The organism is Priestia sp. TSO9 (assembly GCF_021029645.1).
Classification (GTDB): domain Bacteria; phylum Bacillota; class Bacilli; order Bacillales; family Bacillaceae_H; genus Priestia; species Priestia megaterium_E.
In genome coordinates this window covers 13,145-39,171 of the sequence record NZ_JAJEKD010000004.1, presented here as the reverse complement: position 1 = coordinate 39,171, position 26,027 = coordinate 13,145, and the positions used below count along the sequence as shown (strand labels likewise).

The 26,027-nt window shown below is 37.4% G+C and carries 23 protein-coding genes and 1 pseudogene; 2 read left to right on the top strand and 22 right to left on the bottom strand.

Translation table 11 applies throughout. The features are described 5' to 3' along the window. Position 1: 1 nt before the first annotated feature. From LJC66_RS00985 to acpS, 6 genes are all read right to left on the bottom strand, one after another. Positions 2-838: an RsbT co-antagonist protein RsbRA gene (locus LJC66_RS00985; RefSeq protein ID WP_013055005.1), complete on the bottom strand. Its 837-nt coding sequence runs from the start codon at positions 836-838 to the stop codon at positions 2-4. Between the two features lie 157 nt (positions 839-995). Continuing rightward, complete coding sequence (gene ndoA / locus LJC66_RS00980) at positions 996-1,346, bottom strand: type II toxin-antitoxin system endoribonuclease NdoA (RefSeq protein ID WP_013055004.1); 351 nt, start codon at positions 1,344-1,346, stop codon at positions 996-998. 4 nt (positions 1,347-1,350) lie between these two features. Continuing rightward, positions 1,351-1,632 (bottom strand): CopG family ribbon-helix-helix protein, encoded by a 282-nt coding sequence (locus LJC66_RS00975; protein ID WP_013055003.1) that lies wholly within the window; start codon positions 1,630-1,632, stop codon positions 1,351-1,353. Between the two features lie 200 nt (positions 1,633-1,832). Beyond that, positions 1,833-2,993, bottom strand: coding sequence for an alanine racemase (gene alr, locus LJC66_RS00970; protein WP_483879670.1), 1,161 nt, complete (start codon positions 2,991-2,993; stop codon positions 1,833-1,835). A 143-nt stretch (positions 2,994-3,136) separates the two neighbouring features. Further along, the gene (locus LJC66_RS00965; RefSeq protein ID WP_013055001.1) at positions 3,137-4,195 is read right to left on the bottom strand and encodes a LolA family protein; all 1,059 of its coding nucleotides are present in this window, start codon (positions 4,193-4,195) and stop codon (positions 3,137-3,139) included. Positions 4,196-4,253: 58 nt separating this feature from the next. Further along, positions 4,254-4,619: a holo-ACP synthase gene (acpS, locus tag LJC66_RS00960; protein ID WP_025753519.1), complete on the bottom strand. Its 366-nt coding sequence runs from the start codon at positions 4,617-4,619 to the stop codon at positions 4,254-4,256. 64 nt (positions 4,620-4,683) lie between these two features. Here acpS and LJC66_RS00955 point away from each other — a divergent pair, with 64 nt between their 5' ends. Further along, the gene (locus LJC66_RS00955) at positions 4,684-5,286 is read left to right on the top strand and encodes a rhomboid family intramembrane serine protease (RefSeq protein ID WP_195695592.1); all 603 of its coding nucleotides are present in this window, start codon (positions 4,684-4,686) and stop codon (positions 5,284-5,286) included. Between the two features lie 8 nt (positions 5,287-5,294). Here the strand turns inward: LJC66_RS00955 and uvsE are convergent, their stop codons facing one another. The 12 genes from uvsE to mscL form a co-directional block, all read right to left on the bottom strand. Further along, positions 5,295-6,266, bottom strand: coding sequence for a UV DNA damage repair endonuclease UvsE (gene uvsE, locus LJC66_RS00950; RefSeq protein ID WP_050690798.1), 972 nt, complete (start codon positions 6,264-6,266; stop codon positions 5,295-5,297). A 95-nt stretch (positions 6,267-6,361) separates the two neighbouring features. Further along, positions 6,362-7,873, bottom strand: a complete 1,512-nt coding sequence (gene cshA, locus LJC66_RS00945) for a degradosome RNA helicase CshA (RefSeq protein ID WP_116516916.1) — start codon at positions 7,871-7,873, stop codon at positions 6,362-6,364. 196 nt (positions 7,874-8,069) lie between these two features. Further along, positions 8,070-9,452 carry a UDP-N-acetylmuramoyl-tripeptide--D-alanyl-D-alanine ligase gene (locus LJC66_RS00940; protein ID WP_230931655.1) on the bottom strand — a complete coding sequence of 461 codons (1,383 nt, stop codon included), beginning with the start codon at positions 9,450-9,452 and terminating at the stop codon, positions 8,070-8,072. A gap of 97 nt (positions 9,453-9,549) precedes the next feature. After that, positions 9,550-10,632 carry a D-alanine--D-alanine ligase gene (locus LJC66_RS00935; protein WP_182007235.1) on the bottom strand — a complete coding sequence of 361 codons (1,083 nt, stop codon included), beginning with the start codon at positions 10,630-10,632 and terminating at the stop codon, positions 9,550-9,552. Positions 10,633-10,840: 208 nt separating this feature from the next. After that, positions 10,841-11,953, bottom strand: coding sequence for an acyltransferase (locus LJC66_RS00930; RefSeq protein ID WP_230931654.1), 1,113 nt, complete (start codon positions 11,951-11,953; stop codon positions 10,841-10,843). A gap of 218 nt (positions 11,954-12,171) precedes the next feature. Beyond that, positions 12,172-13,245 (bottom strand): ABC transporter substrate-binding protein, encoded by a 1,074-nt coding sequence (locus tag LJC66_RS00925; protein WP_195695596.1) that lies wholly within the window; start codon positions 13,243-13,245, stop codon positions 12,172-12,174. Further along, positions 13,242-14,048 carry an ABC transporter permease gene (locus tag LJC66_RS00920; protein ID WP_043977800.1) on the bottom strand — a complete coding sequence of 269 codons (807 nt, stop codon included), beginning with the start codon at positions 14,046-14,048 and terminating at the stop codon, positions 13,242-13,244. The genes LJC66_RS00925 and LJC66_RS00920 overlap by 4 nt, the downstream gene beginning before the upstream one ends. A gap of 1 nt (position 14,049) precedes the next feature. Then, positions 14,050-14,850 carry an ABC transporter permease gene (locus LJC66_RS00915; protein WP_016762745.1) on the bottom strand — a complete coding sequence of 267 codons (801 nt, stop codon included), beginning with the start codon at positions 14,848-14,850 and terminating at the stop codon, positions 14,050-14,052. After that, positions 14,840-15,949 carry an ABC transporter ATP-binding protein gene (locus LJC66_RS00910; protein WP_230931653.1) on the bottom strand — a complete coding sequence of 370 codons (1,110 nt, stop codon included), beginning with the start codon at positions 15,947-15,949 and terminating at the stop codon, positions 14,840-14,842. Before LJC66_RS00910 ends, LJC66_RS00915 begins: the two co-directional genes overlap by 11 nt. Before the next feature lie 20 nt (positions 15,950-15,969). Then, the gene (locus LJC66_RS00905; protein ID WP_013054985.1) at positions 15,970-16,512 is read right to left on the bottom strand and encodes a helix-turn-helix domain-containing protein; all 543 of its coding nucleotides are present in this window, start codon (positions 16,510-16,512) and stop codon (positions 15,970-15,972) included. A gap of 195 nt (positions 16,513-16,707) precedes the next feature. Further along, on the bottom strand, positions 16,708-18,777 hold the full coding sequence (locus LJC66_RS00900) for an LTA synthase family protein (protein ID WP_230931652.1): 2,070 nt from the start codon (positions 18,775-18,777) through the stop codon (positions 16,708-16,710). A gap of 196 nt (positions 18,778-18,973) precedes the next feature. Beyond that, on the bottom strand, positions 18,974-19,369 hold the full coding sequence (mscL, locus tag LJC66_RS00895; protein WP_025753425.1) for a large conductance mechanosensitive channel protein MscL: 396 nt from the start codon (positions 19,367-19,369) through the stop codon (positions 18,974-18,976). A gap of 280 nt (positions 19,370-19,649) precedes the next feature. Between mscL and LJC66_RS27900 the strand changes: the two are divergent. Continuing rightward, positions 19,650-20,185, top strand: a pseudogene (locus LJC66_RS27900) (L,D-transpeptidase). 37 nt (positions 20,186-20,222) lie between these two features. On the opposite strand, the gene LJC66_RS00880 reads toward LJC66_RS27900, so the two are convergent. The 4 genes from LJC66_RS00880 to LJC66_RS00865 all read right to left on the bottom strand — a co-directional run bounded on the left by LJC66_RS00880 (position 20,223) and on the right by LJC66_RS00865 (position 25,989). Further along, the gene (locus LJC66_RS00880) at positions 20,223-20,708 is read right to left on the bottom strand and encodes a VOC family protein (RefSeq protein ID WP_230931650.1); all 486 of its coding nucleotides are present in this window, start codon (positions 20,706-20,708) and stop codon (positions 20,223-20,225) included. An 89-nt stretch (positions 20,709-20,797) separates the two neighbouring features. Further along, positions 20,798-21,940, bottom strand: a complete 1,143-nt coding sequence (locus LJC66_RS00875) for a mannitol-1-phosphate 5-dehydrogenase (protein ID WP_230931649.1) — start codon at positions 21,938-21,940, stop codon at positions 20,798-20,800. Between the two features lie 5 nt (positions 21,941-21,945). Next, complete coding sequence (locus LJC66_RS00870; RefSeq protein ID WP_230931648.1) at positions 21,946-24,036, bottom strand: BglG family transcription antiterminator; 2,091 nt, start codon at positions 24,034-24,036, stop codon at positions 21,946-21,948. A 60-nt stretch (positions 24,037-24,096) separates the two neighbouring features. Further along, a complete protein-coding gene (locus tag LJC66_RS00865) occupies positions 24,097-25,989 on the bottom strand; it encodes a PTS mannitol transporter subunit IICBA (RefSeq protein WP_230931647.1) in 1,893 nt (630 codons plus the stop codon). Positions 25,990-26,027 lie beyond the last annotated feature (38 nt).

Below are 26,027 nucleotides of genomic sequence, written 5' to 3'. Positions count from 1 at the left end.
TTTATTCCTCCGATTCTATATCAACTATTTTCCGCTCAGTCATTTCTAACGCAAACTCTACGCCTTTTTTTAAGGAGTTTTTCGTAATAATTTCGTTTAAGTTAATACCTAAGTTCACAATAGTCTGAGCAATTTCCGGACGAATTCCTACTAACAAACACTTGGCTCCAACCAAACGTACGGCTTCAGCAGCTTGAATGATATGATGGGCAACCATCGTATCCACTACTGGTACTCCGGTAATATCTATTAATACGACCTCTGATCGGTGCTTTACGACACCTTGCAGTAAGTTTTCCATAATTTTCTTTGCGCGATCAGTATCGATTGTTCCTACAAGCGGCATTACTGTAATTTTATCAAATACCGGTATTAATGGAGCAGACAATTCTTGAAGTGCAACTTTTTGCAACATAACTGTATTTTCCCACGAGTTGGAGTATTGTTCTACTATTTTGTTGTAAATAGGGCTTAACCACTTGTCAAACCGATAGAATAATTCAGAATGAGTTTGGTCAGCCTTCACATGTTCACTGTTTACATACCCTTCAACCACTACGTGACCCAAGTTACGTACACCCTGTGTCAAATAAGCAAGAGGCCATCCTAAACTCACAACTCGTCCTACTACTTCTTCTAGTTCCTCTGCAAAATTTTCCTGATCACGGAATGCTTTTGCCAAAAGTAAATTTACAAAATCAGAGCTTACATTTACGTACACTTGTTCGGATACAATGTTTTTAATCCGCTCTGTTTCCACATCATTCATTAACACTAGCCATCGATCAAAAATTTCTGATTTATGATTTTGTATATAATTGAATAAATCTTGATTCATGAGGTCCTCCTTGTGAGTCAATACACTCATTTATATCTATATATATATTATCATTTTTAAAACGTTTCTTATTACAATATACGTTTACTGATTATTCCTAGTCAAATTAAAAAAGTTGCTCATAAAGGAGCAACTTAGCATAAATGGAAGTATAATTCTAAAAGTCGATAAGTCCTACACTGATTTGCAAGGCTTCATCCACTCTGTCCATCATTTCATCATCTAAATGGGTAATCTTGTCTGTTAGCCTCTGTTTATCAATAGTACGAATTTGTTCTAGTAAAATAACTGAATCTCGCTCAAATCCATAGCGCTTTGCATCAATTTCAACATGCGTAGGTAACTTTGCCTTTTGAATTTGAGCAGTGATCGCAGCTACAATAACAGTTGGGCTAAAACGATTGCCTATATCATTTTGAATGACAAGTACAGGGCGAACGCCTCCTTGTTCTGAGCCAACAACAGGAGATAGGTCAGCAAAATAAACGTCGCCACGTTTGACTACCAAGTCATTACCCCCCGCTTACTAAACGATCCACAGTATGATCAGCTTCATACTCTGCTAGAAAAGCCTCGGAAGCAATATTTAAGTTTATCTTTGCCATCTCCATATATCCACGTCTCATTGATTCGCGAATATGGCGTTTTTTTCGCTCACGAAGGTACAATTTTGTTGCTTGGTGAATAAAATCACTTCGGTTGCCATTTTCTTGTTTAACCATAAGATCGAGCTCCGATACTAAATTTTTCGGTAATCTTACTAGGATTTCTGTAGTTGCGCTCGCTTCAGACACAAACATACACCTCCAACATCAATACACACACCAATAGTCTCATCTTTCCTTATCATAACATTGATTAGCTTTAATGGAAAGTTAATTCTGTCAATTTCTACACTATTATCGTCAATTGATACCCTCTTTTATGCATGGAAGTTATTATTTTATTGTCTTTTGTTCGCAGACTTTTTATGTTGACTCAGGAAGATGTATATTCAGCGCAAGATATAATTATTAACATCAATATGCTGCAACTCTCTTGTATAAACCCTCGGAACCCTTGCTGCAATCATGCAAGGGATTTCATAATTAATTGTTTCAAGATGCTTCGCTACTTCATCAATTGTAATTTCAGCATCTTTTTGTTTTCCAATAAACGTTACTTTTGTACCCATTTTATACATTTTAGGTAATTTAATCATCAATTGGTCCATGCAGATTCTACCAACAATTGGCACTTTAAATCCATCTACTAATACTTCAAAATTACTTAATTTACGGATCCAGCCGTCTGCGTATCCTAATGGGATAGTAGCAATCCATTCATCTTCTTTCGCTTCATAAGTAGCTCCGTAACTGATATGACTGCCTTTTTTGACTTTTTTAACATGCACGATACGGCTGTGCAGCGAAAAAGCCTGTTTTAACGGAATTGGCAAGACTTCTTTTAATTCCTCAGAAGGACTCAAGCCATACATAGAGATACCTAAGCGTACGCCATTAAAGATATCTTTCGGACGACGAAGCAAGGCTGCGCTATTTGCACAGTGAATCATCGGAGGTGTAAAATTATATTCTTTCACAATTTGAACCATTTCTTCAAAGAATGTATATTGTTCTTCAAAATAAGATGAGTTTAGCTCGTCTGCTGTTGCAAAGTGTGTAAACACTCCATCCAGCACGAATCCCGAATGAGAAGCGATGATTTTCAGCGTTTCGTGTAATTCTTCTTTTGTTCTAACTCCCAAGCGACCCATGCCTGTATCTATTTTTAAATGCATATGCAGCTGACTGTTTTCACCTAGAATGGACGCCGCTTCTTCAATCCAAGCTTTGCTATAAGCAGTAACCGTTACATTCCAGTCCAAGGCGGTTTGAATGTGTAGGGTAGGCACGGCTCCTAATACTAAAATGGATTCCTTTATTCCTTTTTTCCGAAGAGCAATAGCTTCATCCAAAAAAGCTACAGCTAGCATATCAGCACCAGCTTGAAGCGCAATCTCTGCTACTTCTTTATCTCCATGCCCGTACGCATTCGCCTTCACTACGGCCATTAACGTTTTATGCCCCGGTATCAGTTCTCTTACATGATTCACATTTTGAAAAATGGCTTCTACATCAATTTCTGCCCATGTTTCTCTATAAAATGCATCCATTACTACGACACTTCCTTTTTTCAGAACCATTCTAAACGTACTTTCCTCTGTTAGTATAATACATCTATAGCCAAACTTCATCTCGATCTTTATTCAAATTAAGCAAGAACAAGCCTACATATATGCAGGCTTGTAAGCTTCTCTTATTTTCCCATCTGACTTTGCACAGATCTAGCAACTGTACTCAATTCATCTGGTGTTAGCTGATCAGAAGCCAGCATAAAGTCTACTCCATTATATGTCCAAGATAGACTTTTATCCGTTAAAGCTCCCACAGTAAAACCTAAATCAAATGGCTCTCCGGCAGTAACTGTAGATGTCGCTGTTTTAGCTACTTGCGCTTTTTCTTGTACAAGCGTAAACGGCTTTTCTCCTTTGTACATTAAAACGACTCTTTCGCCATTTTCTGTCTCAATTTTCTTTTCCTTGGACAGCTTTGTACCTTTTGGAACATCCTTAGGATAAAGAACGCTAAATGATTTTTGCTGCGCTAATGTCGGAACGTCAATCTTTGCACTTGTCATATTTCTTTTTGTATCAAAAGCCCCTTTATCAAACTTAGAATCGAATTTGACCTTAGAGAAATCAACTTTTATTAACACTTTATTATCCGTATCCATAATTTTAACCGAAACAGGCGCTAAGTCACTTTTATTCAGCGTAATTTCTTGTTTAGGAAGCATCGTGCTATTTTGATAGTTGGTTTTTGTTTCAAAAATATAATGCTTATCCGTTGATTTAAAGCTTGCCTTTTCATCCTTCACAATATCTTGGACGAGGGATTCATACAAATAAGCTTGACTGCTATTTTGCGGCCAGTCACTTTGAAAACGAAAGCTTTTATTTAAGGCAGGCGTTAGAACAAAAACCCCTTCATCATTACGCAAAATCATTTGGCTTTGATCTTTCTTTGTATTTTTCAAATTCACTCGATAATACATAGGCTTACTATGCCAAATCTCTACATCGTATACTTGAGCATCTTTCCCTGTATTTAATGTCATCTTAGCATCTGATTTATAACCCGCCATTTCTTGTACCTTGGCATCCAATGCATCTGTTACATCCTGCTGACTTTTTTCACCGCATGCTGATAAGGCTAAGAGAAAAAAGGCGCAAACAAATAAGCCAATCCATTTTTTATGCATTTCCCCAACTCCTTTATTTCGTATATTCACAGCTAAACGGAGAAGCAAGAACATATCTTGTCTCCCCTATCCACACTATGAATATATGAACAAGAAATAGTGAATATGCAGACTAGCTTGACAAGCGTTCAATAATTACTTGAGCAATCGCATAGTGGGCACTGTGGGAGATAGATACGTGTACGGACGCGTCCAGTGGTTGTTTTGTAACAATGTGGGGCTTTCCTCTTTCATCATTCACGATTTCTATATCTTGGAAGCTGAAATCTTTTCCTATTCCTGTTCCAAGAGCTTTCGAATATGCTTCCTTCACAGCAAATCTTCCTGCTAAAAATTCGACCTTACGTCGGCTTGATAGCTTTTCATAGCGTTCTTTTTCATTTTTTGTTAAAATCCGAGTAACAAAAGCACTTTGACGCTGCACCATTTTTTCAATCCGCTCTAACTCTGTAATATCAATTCCAGTTCCTATAATCATTTTCATTTAATCCTCTCTTACAGAATAGTATATAAAAATGCCTTTATAAAAAGGAGTGACAAATATGTTCGTACGCACAGAAAATGTAGCTGAATTTAAACGTTTTTATCCTGTTACCTTCACGCTTATCTGCATCCACATTGCGCTATGGTTACTTGCCGCTCTTCCCTCACACCTTGCAGAATCTTTTATACATCAGCTTATTGGTGTGAATAGCTTAATTTCTCAAGGAGACTACTGGCGACTTTTCACACCTATCTTTTTGCATCTAAGCTTTTCACACCTTCTTTTTAACTCATTTTCATTGTTCTTGTTAGGGCCAGGTGCTGAGCGTATTCTTTCTTCTTATAAGTTTCTTCTATTCTACCTTACGTGTGGATTGCTTGGAAATATCGTTACATTTCTAATCCAATCTTCTTTTTACAGCCATGTGGGTGCATCCGGTGCCATTTTCGGGCTGCTTGGGTTCTACCTCTACCTTGTAATAAAACAAAAGCACATGCTTTCTAAAAGCAACCAGCAAATCATTGTCGTCTTTTTAATTATTGGATTACTTTCAGGTCTGCTAACGCCAGGAACTAACAACACAGCTCATTTCGCTGGAGGTATTGCTGGATTTCTTCTCGCTTTTCTCGCGTTCAAACAGAAAAACAAGCCACAGATATGAGGCCTGCTTTAAGATTTAATATAAAAAGTGGATGAGTTAATAAATTCCACATCTTCATAAGACTTCAAGTCTCTTACTAACTGAAAGAGCGCTTCATCTTTTTTCTTAGCTTCAATCATGCAATCAATTTGCGGTATCGTTCCATTTACTTCTTTTAAAAAGCTGTAAAACCCGTGAACATCGATATAATCTGCATGGGCTCTAAATTCTTTATCACTTTTAGGACTAGATATATGCATTTTTAGAGGAAGCGTTTCCTGTTCCCATGTTCTAATGATACGGTCCCAATGCTCTTGCCATGAAGTTTCGTCGTTGTTTGCCTGATGATGATGAAGATCAAAAATGATTGGGACATTTAGTTTTTCACATAAATACAAGACGTCCTTTATATGAAAGGTTGTATCGTCGTTTTCTAACATAATCATTTGCTGAAGGGATTGAGGTACAAGCCCCCAATTATGAATAAACTGCTCCAGTGCTTTTTCTTTATCATTATAAGCCCCTCCAACATGTAAAACACAGCGATTTTGAAGCGGAATGTCCATTCCTTTCAGCAACTTTTGATGCATGCGAAGAGTTTGGATAGAATGCTTAAAAACCTCTTTATCCGTTGAGTTTAAAACAACAAAATGATCCGGGTGAAAATCTACTCGCATTGGATGTTCCTTCAAAAATACAGAAATACGCTGAAGAGCATCCTTTAAAGGAGCTATGTAGTTCCACTCTTTTAGGGCCTCATGGTTAGCTAATGGAATTAACTTAGAACTGAATCGAAAAAACTCAATTTCACTCCACGCATTATGTTTTAATAACCGTAAGCAGTTTTCTAAGTTGGATATTGCAATACGTTCGAGCTTGCGAATGGCCGCTTCATGGTCTTTCACACGCTGAAATTGTGCAAAAGTCATTGTTTGAGAAGGAGAACTATTTTCCAAATGAACGCTCATCGCCACATAACCTAACCGTACAATGGTCGACATCAGTGAACACCCCATTTTATTTTACTCATAGTGTGCACCAATAAAACAGCAATTAACACATAAAAAAAACGAGCCTGTTAAGGCTCGTTTTTATTTTACGCTTTGCTGCGAGAATCTTTACGATTACTGCTGCTATTACGATTTCTACTATCACTACCGTTGCTTCCACCGCGACGCTTGTCACCAAAACGCTTTGAGTTTCCACGACGATTTTGCTGTGAGTAGTTTTTAGAGTTAGAACGTGAACGACCTCCGCCATTTCCACGTTTGTTTTTATCACCTTTTGCAATTACCGGTGGTTCAGCAGTTAATTGAATTGGTGATTCGTTTGGTTCTTTTGTAAATAATTTGATTGCTGCTGCCACTAATGAAACTGAATCGTGCTCTTCAAGTAACTCTTCTGCCAACTGTTTGTAGTAAGATAAGTTGCCTTGTGTCACAGATTCTGTTAATTTGTCAGCTGCAATACGCTGTTGACCTTCCATTGCTTCATCAAGCGTTGGAGGAGTAAGACGCTCCATTTTACGTTTTGTTGTACGCTCAATATTGTGTAACTGTCCAGTTTCTCTTGGCGTTACAAATGTCATAGCAGCACCCATTTTACCAGCACGTCCTGTACGTCCGATACGGTGTACATAGCTCTCTGGATCTTGAGGGATATCAAAGTTGTATACATGAGTAACACCAGAAATATCAAGTCCGCGTGCAGCTACGTCCGTTGCAACTAATACATCAATAGAACCTTCTTTAAATTGACGTAGTACAGATAGACGTTTCGATTGCGTCAAGTCACCATGGATACCTTGCGCAGAATAACCGCGCATATTTAATGCTTCTGATAACTCATCAACACGGCGCTTTGTACGACCAAAGATGATAGCTAATTCAGGTGATTGCATATCTAAAAGACGAGTAAGGATATCAAATTTACGCTTTTCTTGTACTTCTAAATAATACTGCGTAATGTTTGGCATCGTTACTTCTTTTGCTTGTACTTTTACCACTTTTGGTTCGTTCATGAATTTTTCAGCAATGCGACGGATTGGAGTAGGCATTGTTGCTGAGAATAAAAGTGTTTGGTGGTTCTCAGGTACGTTTGATAAGATTTTTTCAATGTCTTCGATGAATCCCATGTTTAACATTTCATCTGCTTCATCTAAAATAACCGTATGAACATCTTGTAGACGAAGTGTACGACGATTAATATGATCTAGCATACGCCCTGGTGTCCCTACGATGATATGAGGGTGCTTTTTCAATGCACGAATTTGACGACTGATATCTTGACCACCGTAAATTGATAGCACGCGTACGCGCTTTGTTTGACCAATTTTGTAAAGTTCTTCAGATACCTGTACAGCAAGTTCACGAGTAGGAGCAATAATTAACCCTTGAATTGCATCTACGTTTACATCAACTTTTTCAATAAGAGGAATACCAAATGCCGCTGTTTTCCCTGTTCCTGTTTGTGCTTGTCCGATCAAATCGTGACCTTCTAGTGCTAATGGGATAGTTTCTGATTGAATTGGTGTTGCTTCTTCAAAACCCATTTTACTCACAGCTTTGTTAAGCTGTTGACTTAATCCTAAATCTTGAAATAATGCCAAGTTTTTCAAACTCCTTTTATATTTAGACTATCTATATTTTACAAAAAAAAGCATTCTCCGAGGAAACGGAAAATGCTCTAAACGACTACTTCAATAAATTCAACGTTTAGAGTATAAGCGCCTCAAGACACTCAGACTACATCATAACACTATGGCTTTCCGTTTGCAATAGAGCTTACTTATACTCTTTTTAATATCACGGTAATTTATGCATCATTTTTGAGATAACTTCCTCAAGCTTCATCCCTCGAGATGCTTTCACTAAAACCACATCTTCTCTTGTTGTAATCGCTGTTAATTTTTTAACAAGCTCATCTTTCTCCTCAAAGTGTATTACCTTATCTTCTGCAAAATTATTTTTTGCTCCTTGCTCGATTTCAACAGATAAGGGACCGTATGTTAGAACATAATCAATTTTTTCTGCTTGAATAAACTCTCCCACTTCTTTGTGGAACTCTTTTTCCTGGTCGCCTAATTCAAGCATATCCCCAAGAACAAGAATTTTTTGCTTATAGCCTTCTAAATCATGCATCAACGTAATAGCAGCTTTAACAGACGTTGGGCTTGCGTTATATGCGTCATTAATGAAGGTCAGGCCATCTGTTCGTTTCACGAGCTCCATACGCATATTGGTTAGCTTTAATTCTTTTAATCCCTTAGCGATTGTTTCATTGTCTAGTCCAAAATAATGACCTACCGCAATAGCAGAAAGCGCATTGTGAACATTATGTTTACCTAATACCGGGATAAAGAATGAATATGTTGTTTCACGTGAAACAGTGAATGTGGTGCCTAATTCTTCAGCTGAAATAGCACTTGGATACAAATCGTTTTGTTCTGAGCTGCCAAATGTCACCGTTTCAAATACTGGATTAACAACGCGCGACGTTAAAAGTGGCTCATCACCGTTATAGACCAGCTGACCTGTTGGAGCTAAGCCGCTTGTAATTTCTAATTTTGCCTCCGCAATTCCATCACGGCTTCCTAAGTCTTGAAGGTGCGATTCTCCGATATTTGTAATAATGGCCACATCAGGCTCCGCTAAATTAGAAAGAAACTCAATTTCCCCTCGGCTGCTCATGCCCATTTCTAAAACTGCAATATCATGAGTTTCATCTAAACGCAAAATAGTAAGCGGCATGCCAATATGATTATTAAAGTTTCCATCTGTTTTCAGAACACGGTAAGTTGTATCAAGCACAGCTTTTACCATGTCTTTTGCCGTTGTCTTTCCGTTACTTCCTGTAATGCCCACTACTTTAATATCTAACTCGTGACGATAGGATTTCGCTAATTGCTGAAGAGCTTCTAGCGTATCATCGACTAAAATAACACTAATGTCTGTCGGTGGGTTTTCTTCATCTTTGTTCCACAGAGTAGCGACCGCTCCGTTTTCAATTGCTTTATGAACAAATGTATGCCCGTTAAAACGTTCCCCTTTAATTGGGATATATAAATTGCCTTGCTGAATGGTTCTCGTATCAATTGAGACTCCCTCAATTACATCTGCTTTGTCCCCGCTATGAAATACACTTCCTGGAATCATTGCAGCTAGCTGTGTAAGCGTACGTTTAATCATTGTTGGTTTGCTCCTCTCGATATAAAGTAAACTATGGATCCTATTTAATTGAAACTAAACACAGAAACACTATTCATGATGAATAGTGTTGTGTGAGTTACATTGTGTGTTTAATTTGCTGCTTTTCGGTATGACGTTCAATTGCTAGTGATACAAGTTTTTCGATTAAATCTGGATATTCAACGCCCGCGTGTTTCCACAATAACGGGAACATACTGAAAGGTGTAAAACCAGGCATCGTATTCACTTCATTAATAATGAATTTACCTTCTGATGTTAAGAAGAAATCTGCACGTACAAGACCAGATCCATCAATTGCTTTAAATGCTTTGATTGCTAGTGCTGACATTTCTTGATGCTGTTCTTCTGTAATTTCAGCTGGAATAATAAGACCTGTATCGCCGTCTTCATATTTGGCTTTGTAATCGTAAAACGCTTTTTTAGGTAAGATTTCTCCAACTACTGAACAAGCTGCTTCATCATTCCCTAACACACCAATTTCAACTTCACGACCAACTGCTGCTGCTTCTACAATGATTTTCCGATCGAATAAGAAAGCTTCAACAAATGCCGCTTCTAGCTCTTCGCGGTTATCACATTTGCTAATCCCAACGCTTGAACCTAAGTTTGCCGGTTTAACAAAGCAAGGGTATCCAAGTGTTTCTACTTTTTCATAAGCAGCCGTTCGATCTGCTTCCCACTCGCGGCGGATAAATGATACGTACTCTACTTGAGGCAGACCTGCCTGTGCAAACAGCTGCTTCATTACAACTTTATCCATACCAGCTGCTGAAGCTAATACACCGTTTCCAACATAAGGAATATTTAATAATTCTAATAATCCTTGTACCGTACCATCTTCTCCATTTGGACCATGAAGAAGTGGAAAAATAACATCTAGCTGATCCTCTGTTTTTGAATCTGTTAATGCAAACATTTCCGTATTTAATGAAACTGGTGAAATAGCTGTTCCGTTATCTTGAATTTCTAATTGAGCAACTGTTTCAAGCGGACCAGTCAGCTGTGTGCCGCGAATCCACTTTCCTGTTTCTGTAATGTAAATTGGATGCACTTCATATTTATCGTGATTAATTGCTTTTGAAACTGCTAGAGCTGTTTGTAAAGATACTTTATGTTCAGCGGATTTTCCTCCGTATAAAAGGCCAAGCTTAATTTTCACTGATGTTCCTCCTAACACATATTCATCTTTTCTATTTTATCATGCACGTTTAGATAGTAAACAGAAATATTAACTATTATTACGTATGTCAAAATAGCTAGGCTTGTGAAAGGAATTCCATCGCTTACCTTTATTATTTAAAATCAGCTTTTCTTATACTTTATAAAAAAAGTTATGCCTGCAAGCAGACATAACTTTTAACTAAACGCTATTTATGATCAGGACGTCGGTAAATGAACACCGCTTCTTTTGGCAGTTTACCAAACAAAAAGCTAGCAAACGGTAAAAGACGATGACATCCCCAAATGATGAGGTAACAGCCCGCTAATGTTAGAATATAGCGTGCCAAGATTTCAACGTGAAACATGTAGTTGCCTTGTATTGGTACTGCTTTTGCCACAAAGTTTAAAACCATTGGGTGAATCAAGTAAAATCCAAACGAGTACATGGCAATATTTTTAACAATCGTCACGGACTTCACAGAAAGCTTTTCAGCTAATATCTCTGCAATCCGGAAGAAGAAATAACTTCCAGCAACCAAATAAAGCGTATTAACAGCCTCATACGTAAAGCCTGAAATTTGGATTGTCTTCATTGTGTACAAGTGATAATTTAACAGTGAAATAGCTATTCCCGATCCGAGCGTCACTAGAAATAATACAATATTCGAACGACTGTACTTTTTATCCACTTGCTCGCGATAATAAATGCCAATCCAACCGCCGAGTAAAAACGTAGCCATTGTATTTAAAAATAAATTAAATGAAGTGATATGATACGTATTGTTAAGCATTAAATAACCAAGCTGAATGATAATGCCAAACAGCCACATGTATTTTTTAAAAATGGTTACTTTTTGTGCTAGCCATACAAAAACCGGCAGCACGAGATAGACTTGTACAATTAAAAAGATAAAATGAAGCTGATAGTAGGACTCTCCACGTAAAATACGTTTCACAATATCAGATGCATTCAATTCTGTTGCTCCTACATAGTACGAATAAAATTCATAAATAAGTGCCCAAATAATATAGGGAACCAAAATATATGTCACTCTTCGAGCATAATATGCTTTCCATAAAGCCTTTGTTAACGGCTTGTTAATATAACTATAAAAGAAAACTAAACCTGTGATCACAATGAAGATTCCTGCTTCAATTCGAACGATTCGGTTAAGAAAATGATATTTCTGATAAGCTTCGCTTGCAAATGGCAGTACCGTTGCATATGCTGCTGTTACATGTACGAGCACAACCATCATCATAGCGAATAATCGTAAAAAGTAAATGGATTGAATATGTTGCTTTTGTTTTTGCTTCACTTTTTCTCTCCTATATAATGTGAAATATGAATTCTAGATGAATAGTAGAACATTCAATTTTCTCTTATCTTTCCCGTTTTACAAATAAAAAAGCTAATAACATAAAATAAATGTTATTAGCTTTACTCGTTTGTATTTTATCTTTCCTCTTGTTATCATGCAACTGAATTTACAAAAACCACAAAGAACTTACGTATAAAGACCTAATTAAGTTCCTTTTATTTACGGTGCATTTTAAATTCTAAAAATAACTCATTGTAATAAGCAAGCATTCGTTTGCCTAAGTTATTATATACTTCAAGCTTTTTTGTTAGTTCTTCCTCTGGGTAAAAACGTTCATCTTCCGCTACTTCTTTCGGCAAATAATCTAACGCTTTTTTATTAGGCGTAGAATACCCTACATATTCCGCATTTTGAGCAGCGTGTTTAGGATCTAGCATAAAATTCATGAATTTATGTGCGCCTTCTACGTTTTTAGCCGTTTTTGGAATAACCATGTTATCAAACCATAAATTCGAACCTTCTTCTGGAACAACGTAATTCAGCTTATCGTTTTCGCTCATAATCTCAGAAGCATCGCCTGACCAAACAACGCCAATTGCCGCTTCTTCATTTGCTAGAAGCATCTTAATCTCGTCTCCTACAATGGCTTTGACATTTGGTGTTAATGTATCAAGCTTTCTTTTTGCTTCTTGAAGATGGGCCTTATTCGTATCATTTAATGAATAATTTAAGCTGTTTAGTCCCATTCCCATCACTTCTCTAGCGCCATCTGCAAGTAAAATTTGATTTTTCAGCTTAGGATCCCATAAATCATTCCAACTTTTTATCTTCTTGCCATGAATCATATCAGAGTTATATACAATACCCACAGTTCCCCAAAAATAAGGAATAGAGTACTTATTGCCAGGATCAAAGGATAAGTCTAAAAAACGCGGATTAATGTATTTTAAATTAGGCAGCTTCGAACGATCAATTGGCAATAGTAAATTTTCTTCATGCATCTTGCTAATCGCGTACTCAGAAGGCACAGCAATATCAAATGTCGTACCGCCTTGTTCAATTTTGGTCATCATTGCTTCATTCGAATCAAAGGTCTGATAAATGACTTTAATTCCGGTTTCTTTTTCAAACTGATTCACTAAATCAGGATCAATATAATCTCCCCAATTATAGACGGTCAGCGTATTTCCTCCAGAGTATCCTTCGGCATTGTTCAAATGATGAACCACATACATGAGAACGAAAGAAAGGATGACGATGAAGATAAACGGCTTTGCTAATTGCTTCATTTTCCAGTCGCCACCCCTTTCACTTTATTGCTATATCGCTGACTGATAAAGTAATAACCAATTACAATCAGCACGGTAAACATGAAAATAAGCGTAGAAAGAGCATTAATTTTCAGCGAGACCCCTCTTCTTGCTAATGAGTAAATTTCTACTGAAAGCGTGGAAAAACCGTTCCCGGTCACAAAGAACGTAACCGCAAAGTCATCCAAAGAGTAAGTTAAAGCCATAAAAAAGCCTGCAAAGATACCCGGACGAATAAATGGCAATACCACTTTCGAAAGTACTTCAAAGCGGCTTGCGCCCAAATCACGGGCTGCATCGAGCAGTGTCGGACTCATTTCCTGCAGCTTAGGCAGAACCATGATGACCACAATCGGTACACTGAATGCAATATGCGCTAATAATACGGATATAAACCCGAGCTTTACACCGATAATGGTAAATAGAATTAAAAAAGAGGCGCCAATAATAACATCTGGACTCACAATTAACACATTATTAAATGTTAACAGCGTATTTTGAACACGTCTGCGCTTCACGTATACGATAGCAAGTGCCCCTATCACGCCAATAATAGTTGAAATACCTGAAGACAGTAGAGCAATAATAAGGGTATTCAAGACAATAATAAGCAAACGCGTGTCTTGAAACACTTCTTTGTACCAATCTAACGTAAACCCTTCAAATTCACGCATGTTTCCTCCGCTGTTAAAAGAGTAATACATTAAATAAAAAATGGGCGCGTATAAAATGAAAAATACAAAAAATAAATAAAGGTGGCTGAACTTCCACTTTCTCTTCATTTTACACACCTCTCTTTCCAGTGCCTGTTATGAGCATCATAACGGCCATCGCAATAATTAAAAAGACGGCTATGGTGGCGCCCATGCCCCAATCCTGCGTCACTAAAAAATGTTGTTCAATCGCTGTTCCCAGTGTAATGACGCGGTTTCCAGCAATTAAACGCGTAATCATAAAGAGTGATAGTGCTGGAATAAAAACAGCCTGACAACCTGATTTAACCCCTTCTAGCGTTAGCGGAAATACCACGCGCTTAAATGTCACCCATGAAGATGCCCCCAAGTCTCGCGAAGCGTAGATAAGCGAGGGATTAAGTTCTTCTAAAGAGTTAAAGATCGGCAAAATCATAAAGGGGATAAAAATATACACCGATACAAATACAAAACTAAAGTCAGTAAATAAAATTTGATGAGTACCAAGTCCTAGAAATTCAGTAAACTTATTAACCGTACCATACGTGCCAAATATACCTAAAAAAGCATAAGCTTTTAATAATAGGTTAATCCACGTCGGTAAAATAATCAGTAGAAGCCAAAGCTGCTTGTGCTTAAGCTTCGTTAGTAAATAAGCTGTAGGATAAGAAAAAACCAAGGAAAATAACGTAATTAAAAAGGCATACCAAAATGAACTCAGCGTCATCTGTAAATAAACTGGGGTGAAAAATTTCTTATAGTTTTCAAGCGTCAGCTCATTATCGATGTTGAAAAAAGAATAATAGACAACTAATACAATGGGAGCAACTACAAAAAGCAAAATCCATAACACGTACGGGACTAAGTAAATATTTCTTGATTTAGTTTGCATCGTAATCCTCTTCGTAACCTTCGAGTCGCTTATCGAATTCTTCTTCCGTTTCGTTAAATCGCATAACATGAATAGCTTCAGGTTCAAAGTACAAGCCAATTTCTTCTCCAACCGTTGCCTTTTTCGTAGAGTGAACGAGCCACTCATTCCCTGCATGGTCATAGCCTAAAATTTCATAATGGACTCCTCTAAACAGCTGTGAATCTACACGAACTTGCAGCTTTCCTTGATCGGAGCTTGTAATGGCTAAATCTTCAGGGCGAATCACAATTTCAACCTGCTCATTTTGGTTTAATCCTTGATCGACACATTCAAATTGCTGGCCGCCAAACTCCACTAAAAAGTCAGCAATCATTTTACCTGGTACAATATTTGATTCACCAATAAAATCGGCAACAAAACGATTAATTGGCTCATCATAAATATCTGTAGGTTCCCCGCTCTGCTGAATTCTTCCTTTGTTCAAAACAAAGATTTCATCGGACATCGCAAGCGCTTCTTCTTGATCGTGCGTAACAAAAATGAACGTAATACCTAGACGACGCTGTAATTCCCTTAACTCGTATTGCATTTCTGTACGCAATTTTAGATCAAGAGCTGAAAGCGGCTCGTCCAGCAAAATGACTTCGGGCTGGTTTACAATTGCTCGTGCAATTGCTACACGCTGTCTTTGGCCGCCCGACATTTCCTTTATTTCTCTGTTTTCATATCCTTCTAAGTTAACAAAACGAAGGGCTTCTTTAACTTTTATTGCAATACCAGCATTTTTCATCTTCTTGATTCGAAGACCAAATGCTACATTTTCAAATACATTCAAATGGGGGAAAAGCGCGTAGTCTTGAAAAACCGTATTAACCTGTCGTTTGTTAGCCGGGACATCATTAATTCTTTTCCCATTAAAATAAATCGTTCCGCTTGAGGCTTCCGTAAAGCCTGCAATTAATCGTAAAATCGTTGTCTTTCCACATCCCGATGGACCTAAGAGGGTATAAAATTTCCCTTTTTCAATTTCAAAGCTTACATGATCCAATACAACTGAATCATTATCATATTGCTTGGTCACATTTTCAAATTGAATAATTGTATTCGTAGATGTCATTTCACTTCACCTCTTTTGTTCTATAAATAAGACTCTGTCGCCACGATAATTAACTCTGTTATTCCGTCATGAGCATTTAAAATCTGATGTTCTTCAGAAGCTTGAAAATAGATGGTTTCTCCTTGTTTGGCTTCATATATTCTGCCTCCAAGCTTTACCTTCACACACCCGCGCAAAATGTAGCCAAACGTTTCTGAAAGGGAAGGCTCAAATCTCTTAAATGCGCCTTTTTCATGAAGAATAAGACGAATTGGCTCCATTTCTTTTTCATTTGATTCATGCACAAGCCACTGAATATGGTAACCTTTTTCATCTTCGCAATAACTCGTGTAGTCTTCCTCTCTGTATACAACCTTTTGAACATGCGTATCAATTTCGAAGAATTCTTTCGGTTCGCACCCTAGCACTTCCAAAATACTAAAAAATGTTTCTAAAGACGGTGAACTTAAATCGCGCTCTAGCTGCGAAATATAGCCTTTGCTTAAATCAGTACGTTCTCCTAGCTCTTCTTGTGTTAAACCTTTTTTTAATCGTAAATTTTTAATTTTCTTTCCTATTTCCATACTCTCGATCCTCAACTGTATTTAAAATTAGCAAACAGCATGAATGATTGTTCATGCTGTTCCAAACTCAAGTTTTGTTTTACTTAACTTAAAGTTTACTTTTAACCTTAAAATATTATACATGAATTATTTTTTAGTACAACCTTAAACACTTAAAAAATAAAAACTCCTTTTATTTAAAAGGAGTTTTTATTTTTATTTATACAACTTATGCGTTTCGTACTGTTTCCCGGATAATGTATCAAACTCAACTTCATGGTAATCTTGAAGGTCTTTTGCGGCTTTTTTAGAGAGCGCTGCTTGATCATCTACTAGCTTTCCTTTTGAATCTATATACATATTTGAACGAAAAGCCGGCACTTCTGTTTTCATTTGATTCAACTGATCGTAGAACAGATTACTTTTGTAACCAAGAGATTGAACAAGTGTCGGAGCAATATAAATGGGACTCATCGTACCGAGATTTTTATCTATTTTCGTATCGTAATTAGATAAAAATAAGAGCGGCGTCTCATAAAATTTTTGAGATGTTTGCTGCGTTTTCTCGTTTCCAAAACCCGTTTCTTTGTAAGCTTGAAGGTTTTGTCCAAGCGCGGGCAAATGATCTCCCCAAAATACTACAATGGTCGGCTCGTCCAGCTTTTGAATTTCATCGTTCAATCGTTTTAAAGCAGCATCTGAACGTTTAATTCCTTCAGCATAAATTTCAATTTCCTTTTGCATTTCCGGTGATAGCCCTTTACCGGTTACTTTAATGGTTTCCTGACCATTATATTTATCCGCTGAATAAGGAAGATGATTTGCAATCGTTACAGCATGCACAAATGCAGGCTTTTTCGACTGACGAAGCGTATCGAGTACTTCATCCACTACCGCTTCATCAGAAACAAACTCTTTGTTATCTTTTTGTGTATGCTTCATTTCATCAATAAACTTCACTTGATCAAATCCCAAGTTTGGATATACATTTTGTCTCATATAAAGCATGCCGCTGTTTGGATGCATAGCTGTTGTAGCATAGCCTTGCTTTTCTAAATAAGAAACAAAAGACGGATATTCTTTTTTACTCAATACATGCTGATAAGGAAGGCCTCCAGGGTTAAAGAAAGACAAAGAGTAGCTCGTCAGCGCTTCGAACTCCACATTAGCTGTTTCCCCGCCAAACGAAGGACTTAAAGACCATCCGGAAGGATATTTCTTTTGAAGTTCTCTTGTATTTTTCATTGGATCTTCAGAGAACGTCACGTTAAGCTTTGTTGGGTCCCAAAATGTTTCGTTCATCACAAACACAACGTTTGGTTTGACTTCAGTCTTGCTTTCTTGTGTTTTCTCTTCCTTTGACTGAATACGCTTTGCCACTTTTGCCATAGCTTCTTCTGAGTAGTCATCCGGCTCTTGCAGCACATCTGTTTTAACATTTGAAATCATGCCAATAACAGGTCCATTATAGTAATAATTGTTTTGCTGATTCCAAGGCATCAGCGCAGCATATTGATCATAATATTGTTGAGCAAACGAGTGTTCAAAGAATAAAAATGATTTCATTAAAAAGATGAGCGGCAGAATCATAATAATTCGAAGAAACCATCGAATTTTAATTTTCGGCAAGAAAAACCAAAGAGCGACCAGTACGAGAATGGATCCAATAACTCCTATTACAATAGGAATTGAAATCGAGTCTTTAATCATCGGAATAACTTCTTTTAACTGACTCGCCTGAATAAAATCATTCGGGAACAATGGTTCATTTCGAAAGATTTTTTTATAATAGTTTACAAGAGCTAAAATAAAATACAGAACAAAGGTAATTCCAGCTCCTAAATAAGCTTCCCCTACTAGCATAATGATCGCTAGTGTTAACAGCGAAAGTAAAAATACCGTAAAAAGATAGCGTTCAGGATATGCTTGCATCCACTCTATTGTTTTGCCTGGATTATGTATATCAATATGATAGATAACAAAAACCATAGCAGAAACGGCTGCTACGGCAATTGAAAACACAATTGCCGTAAAAATGGCATACCACTGCGAATCTTGTATTCTCTCTATGTGATTAAATCGAAGCAGCAAATAGAAAGTGAGCGCCCATAAAACAAGTGAACATCCTCCTATTAATACTACGAAACCAGCTGTATGGATTTGGGCCCAATCAAACAACATTTTTGTGTCATTTGACACATTAAACATAACAACACTGTATAAAAAAACACTAAGCAGGCCATACGCTGCCAGCATTGGCAAAGAACGATACAAATGTTTAAACATAACCTTAAGCCTCCTATTTACAATATCTTAACACTTTTAATATGATTTTAACATTCCTATCTCTCTCGCTTTCATTCCTAATTTTCCCATAATCATACCACTAACATTTCCCGAGAAATTTCACACGAAAAAAGCCCGCTTTTCTTATGAAAAGACGGGCCTCTTAGCCGTTTTATACGTATGTAAAAAATTGCTGTTATGAACGCTCTTTCACTGCTTGTGCTTTTAGCAAATCACGAATTTCTGTTAAAATCTCTTCTTCTTTTGACAGAACAGCCACTTCTTCCTCTACTTTCTCTTCTTCTTTTCTCTTAAAACGATTAAAGAAACGAATAAATAAGAAAATCGAGAATGCGACAATTAAGAAATCAACAATTGTTTGAATAAAAGATCCATATAATACCGTAGCATCTCCAACCGTGAAGGATAAATCTTTAAAGTCTATCCCTGCTAACAACAAACCAATCAGCGGCATAATAATATCATTTACAAGAGACGTTACAATTTTCCCAAATGCCGCTCCAATAATAACACCGACAGCTAAATCCAATACATTTCCACGCAAAGCAAACTCTTTAAATTCTTTAAGCATCTGTTTGTTCCACCTCCTGCCCTTCATTTCAAACTTTCATGATAATACATCCTAAATTAAACAGACAAGGTGCATTTTCACTTTTCTCTTTTTCATGAGATATGTACCAGACCTTTAGTTGTATTTCTGCCCAGATTTTTACTTTATATTCGCTTATAAATAAAATGCACTTTCAGTTTTCATTCAGGAAAGATTCATATTCAGTCCATTTTTCTTTTATACACTAATAACATGTAATTCATCAAATATGTAAATGAACAATAGAGGAGATGGCTAGAACGTGAGAAAAATTATACTGCGAGCAGCTGCTTTATGCCTCGCAGCTATTATCAGCATTTCTTATACAGCCAGTGCGACGAATGCAAGTGAAAACGAAGCAAGTGGAGATTTAATTATTATTAATAAAAAACAAATCAGCTTGCTTATTTTCATAATGGAAAGTTAGAAAAGACGTATTCAGTAGCTACGGGAAAAACATGGAGCGATACGCCGGTAGGCTTTTTCAAGATTGTTAACAAAATTAAAAACCGCCCTTACTATACAGGGCATATTGCAGGAGGAGCTTTTAATAACCCTCTTGGCTCTCGCTGGCTAGGGCTTAATGCAAACGGCACAACCGGCGACACATACGCTATTCACGGCAATAACTCAGAAGATAGCATCGGCAAATATGTAAGCCACGGCTGCGTACGAATGCATAATGCGGATGTCGAAGAATTATTCAGTAAAGTGGAAGTAGGAACATCTGTAACTATTACGTATTCATCAAAAACCTTTGAAGAGCTGACAAAAGTATACGGCTACGGGCAGCCATGAAAAAATAAAAGCTTATCCAGATTTCTTGGATAAGCTTTTATTCTTCTCTATTCCCATACATGAGCTCCGTACTGTGTGAATATAGCTCAATAATATTCCCAAACGGATTTTCGCAATAAATTAAGTAATAAGGTTTTCCAGGTCTTGTATTCCATACTTGGCTGCGCTTTTTACCGCCTGATTGTTCAATTTTATCCGCTAATTTTTCCACGTCATCGGCTATTAAACACATATGAAAATAACTTTGATACTGCTCATCGCTGTCTTTTAAGACAAGCGGCATTTGCGGCTTATTAAATTCAAACAGTTCAATGCCTATCTGGTTGTCAGCTGTCATGTGAGCATTTTTCATTTTTTTGATATGAGACCCCAGTAAATCTTGAGTCATATTTTCAGCTTGTTCTTCCTCCGCATTAAACGTATAGGGTCCGGCAATCAGCTTAAAACCTAAAACTTTTTCATACCACTGCACGGCTTTTTCTACATCAGGCACAGCTAATCCAACGTGCGTAATAGCTACCATTTTATCACCCTCCTATACACAAACATTCCCTTTCTGCTAAAAGAAAAACAGCCCATTTAAAATGGACTGTTTACACAGACTAAATTCATTCACGCCTTTAAAGCATTGTATTGAGCAATGATTTCTTTTGTTAAATCATCACTTGCCTCTAAACCACTAATCTCTTTTAAGACATACTCAATACCATACTCATGAATATTCGCTTGAAGCTTCATAGCCTCTTTATCTTCTTTCGGGTCAAATAAAAGCGCAGCGGCAATAGCCTTTGCTAAATAGGTATAAGAAAGACCCACTTTTTTTGCTTCTAGCGCTGGACGAATCAAACGATCCTGAGGTCCAAGCTTGCGAATTGGCGCTCTTCCTACCCTTTTAACTGAATCATTTAAATGAGGATTTTTAAAGCGTTCAATGATTTTAGTAATATAGGCTTCGTGTTCCTCTCTATCTAAGTCATATCTTTTAATTAGATAGTTTCCTGTTTCTTGTAGCGTTTGCTGTACTTGTTCATAAATATCTGAATCTCTTAACGTTTGATCAATCGTTTCTTTTCCTTTTAAATAACCAAAATATGCAATCACCGCGTGTCCCGTATTCACTGTAAATAACTTTCTTTCAATAAAAGGGGCAAGGTCAGGCACAATCGTCATTCCTTCTACAAAAGGAATATCTTCAGGTGCCTCTACTACCCATTCATAATAGGATTCTACTAAAACATCAAGCGAACCTTGGTTATGCTGAATAGGCACGATACGATCTACAGCTGAATTAAAGAAAAAGACCTTATTTATCACATGAGCTTTTGTCTCTTCATCCAGCGCGTCAAAAATATAGCCTTTTAATAAACCTGTCGCAGAGATTTGATTTTCACACGCAATCACATATACATTTTCGTCGCTTGTTTTTACACGTTCAGCCAAACCTTTAGCAATTAAAGGAGCAATGCGAGGCAGAACGTTCGGTCCGATGGCCGTCGTAATGTACGTTGCTTCTTTAATCGCTTTAATGACCGCTTGTTCTTGTGTTAGATTATTTAAACCAGATACGTTTTGAACAGCTAATGTCTCCGGGTGCTCTGCAGCTGTCACTACGTTATACCCTTCATCTGTGTTTAACTGATTAATAATCTTTTCAGCAATATCTACGAATGTGACGTGATAGTTGCTTTGAGAAAACAATGCCCCAATGAATCCTCGACCGATATTGCCTGCTCCAAAATGAACTGCTTGTTTCACAAAAATCATTCCTTTATCAAATTATTTCGAAGGTACTCATGAAACGTATCCTCTAGCTTTTTGCGAATTATCTCTTCGTTCGAAGACGAAAAAATCATCATTGCTTCATGGTCTTCAATTAAACTGGTACTAATTAAACTTAAGATTTCTTTCTGTGCTTCACTTAACTCTTCAGGTGCGAGCATTAATAGAAGGTTACGCGCCTGCATATTTGTTCCGTCCATACCTTTAACTGTGCAAGGTTGTTCTAAATGTGAAACCTGAAATATCAGCTCGTTCACGCGATGTTCACGGCAATGGAACAGTGCCATGCTCGTTTGCGGAATGCCTAAACCGCCTTTGTTTTCTCGTTCCTTAAGCTGATGAATAACGCAGTTAGCATTGGTTATTAAACGTTCTTTTTCAGCAGCTCTTACTACGTGCGAAATCACTTGATCGTGACTCACTGCATCCGAAAATCGATACATTCTAAGGTTTTGAAGAATTGATTCGATACTTCCATGCACATCTTTAATTTGCTTCATCGTTTCCTCAAAAGACATTTTTTCTGTAGAAGCGGTCTTATTTTTATATTGGAACGACCGATAGTCCTTATCTTTGGTTAACTTTTGAATGTTTTTCTGTAAAAAATTCTGGACGGATTGAATATCCTCTTCGGTTAAGAGTGGATTGACTAAAATGTAATCGACATTTAAAAAAGGCAGTCTTACTGTTGAAATCACTACGTCATACCCTTCAAGCGCGGCTTCTTTGATTCCTTTTACCGATTTAACGACAACTGAATTAATCTCCGGAATCTCTTTACGAATACGGCTAGCTAACATTTTCGAGGTGCCAATTCCAGTTGGACAGACAATCAGTGCCTGAATTTCCATGACTTCTTCTTTTAGCACTAGCGTGGAACCGAAATGCAAAACAAGATATGCTACTTCATCATCTGGAAAAACTAAATCCGGCAGCGCTTGATCGATACTGTTTCTCACAGCCATAAATAAAACCGGGTACTTTTTCTTAATCTCTTCTGTTAATGGATTAAAAAGCTCCATTTTTTGCTTAAGACGAAAAATTGCCGGCTCCATATGAGCAAGCAGCCCCTGGTAAAGGGAAAAATCACCGGTTAAGTCGGTGTTAAGCTGAACAGAAACATGAGCAATCATATTCTTAATAATCTGCCCAACCACTACGCTGTCGTAATATACGTCTCTAGTAGTTTGGAACTTTGCTGCACGCAGCCGTACTGCTAAGAAATGAATATCTTTTTCCGTGAAAGAAAGAGAAAATACCCGTTCAATTTCGCGGCAAATATCCTTCATTAAGAACAGTTCACTCGCCAGCTCTTCCGTTTGGCCGCCGTCGTCTTCTAGATACATTTGCTTTTTCGTTCGCTGTATCATAATGCAAATATGAACAATGAGCCCTATATAATCGCTGTCAGCCAGCTTAGAATGATGCTGATTAATCGCTTGATGTACAATTCGGTCTACTTCTGCCAAATAATCCGGATAAAAATAATGCAAAATCTTTTCATTCGTATGCTGCTGATTTTCTACTAGAAACAAGCACTCAATTAACTCTTCATTAAAGTGAACAAGAAAATAATTAGCTAATGCCTTCCTTTTATTGGCTTCAGTAGCTTGAACCTCTACTCCCACCCCTCTTTTTCGATGAAGAAAAACGTCAAATGTGGTTAACCACTCCGTGAGTTCATCTAAATAAGCAGTTAGTGTAGTAATACTTACTTCTAAGTCTTTAGCCAGCGTTTGTAATTTAAATGAATCTCCTTCTTCTAGAAGAAGAATTAAAAGAATTAATTTTCTTTCCTGTGGAGACTGATCCGTCGTTTTAATCTTCATCAGCTCTTGGATAAGACGAAAAATTTGTTCATTTTTACCTTCAATCATTAGTCCTTCATCTTGTGTACGAATCAGCTTCAAATCAAATTTCTCAAGTATTGATTCAACTGCCTTTAAATCTCGGTGAACGGTTCTTACACTTACATTCAAAAAAGTAGCAAGTGTAAGTGCTGTATGCTTTCCTGCCGTTTTAATAATTAACTCAATGATTGATTTTTCTCTTGAAGTAATAAACAAGAACATCAACTCTTTTCTTATTTATAAACAAAGGATAAAAAGGCATCTCCATGCCTTTCTATCCCGTTAGTTACTTTGAATAATAGCCATTAATTCTTTAGCTGATTTGGCATGAACCATCTTTTCAATATTGTCCATATCAGAACATGTAATCGCGATACCAGATAAAATTTCTAAATGGGTGCCGTCTTTTCCGGCAATTCCAAAAATTAAACGAACTTTCTCACCATCAAAATAAACGCCTTCTGGAACTTGAATCACTGTAAAACCTGATCTTAAAACGTTCTTTTTCGCTTCTTCCGTACCGTGCGGAATCGCTACGTCATTTCCCATATAAGTAGAAGTCATATTGTCGCGCTCAATCATCGCTTCAACATAGTTTTCTTCTACATATCCGCCTTTTACTAACACACTTCCTGCAAATCGAATTGCTTCTTCCTTAGAAGAAAAGTGCTGATTCAAGAAAACGTTTTCTTCTTTTAATAAACCATCATTACTATCTGTATTATTTTCTACAGATACGTTCTTTTCTTCTTCCGCCTTAGAAGTAGTATGATCATTTTTTAGTTGATCAATTAATTTGTCATATTCCGGGCTAGATAGAAAATTATCAACCGAGATATGATACGCATCTGGAACTTTATTTTGAGCTCTTGGCGTTAGCTCTTCCTGTGTAATAACGATTTGAGCATCACTTGGAATATTACTGATAGCTGTATTTGTTACCGAAATATTTAAATCTGCTTGTTTAACTTTCTTGCGAAGAAGAGAGGCGCCCATTGCACTCGATCCCATACCTGCGTCACAGGCAAAAACAATTTTTTGAACGCTTGCTGGTACGTCGCCTTGCTGTTTTGTAAAGCTTCCTGCTACAGAGCTCTTCTTGCCCTTCATCTCTTGCATTTTGCGAGCTGCTTCGTCCAAATCTTCTGTTTGCTTGCCCGTTTTTAAAATTAACGAACCTACAATAAACGATACGACGGCTGCAACAAGAACACCTGAGATATTTGCAACATAGCTGCCTGCATTACCTGGTGTAGCAGCTAAAATAGCCAAAATACTTCCTGGTGAAGCAACCGCTTGTAAGCCTCCGCCTAAAAGAACAAATGTAAATACGCCGCTCATTCCTCCTAAAATAGCCGCAATGATTAGAAGAGGACGCATTAAAACGTAAGGGAAGTAAATTTCGTGAATTCCGCCAATAAAATGAATGATGGCCGCTCCCGGCGCTGACTGTTTTGCTGTTCCTTTTCCAAAGAAGCAATACGCCAACAGAATTCCTAATCCCGGACCAGGATTTGTTTCTAATAACAATAGAATGGACTGTCCGTTTGTTCGAATTTGTTCTGCTCCGATCGGAGATAAGATACCGTGATTAATAGCATTATTTAAGAATAAAATTTTAGCTGGTTCAATTAGAATACTTGTAAGTGGAAGAAGGCCATGTGCAACCATCCAATCTACACCCACTACAAGTGCACCTGTAAATCCATCAACAGCCGGGCTAACTCCTAAAAAGGCTAGAATCGCTAGAATTCCTCCAAGAATACCTGCTGAGAAATTATTAATTAACATCTCGAATCCTGTTTTGACTTTACCTTCAATAAACTGATCAAACTTCTTGATGATATAACCGCCAAGCGGTCCCATAATCATAGCGCCTAGAAACATCGGAATATCAGATCCAACGATGACGCCCATGGTCGCTATAGCACCTACAACGCCTCCGCGCTGATCGTTTACAAGCTTTCCTCCTGTGTAGCCGATTAGCAGCGGAAGCAAATACTTGACCATTGGATCCACTAGTTTGGCAAGGCTTTCATTTGGAAAAAAGCCTGTTGGAATAAATAAAGCAGTAATAAGTCCCCATGCAATAAATGCTCCGATATTTGGCATAACCATTGAACTTAGAAAGTTCCCAAACTTTTGTACAGCTACTTTTATATTAGATTGAGCCATTTGCTCTCTTCCTTTCTCTACGTGATGATACTTTAATC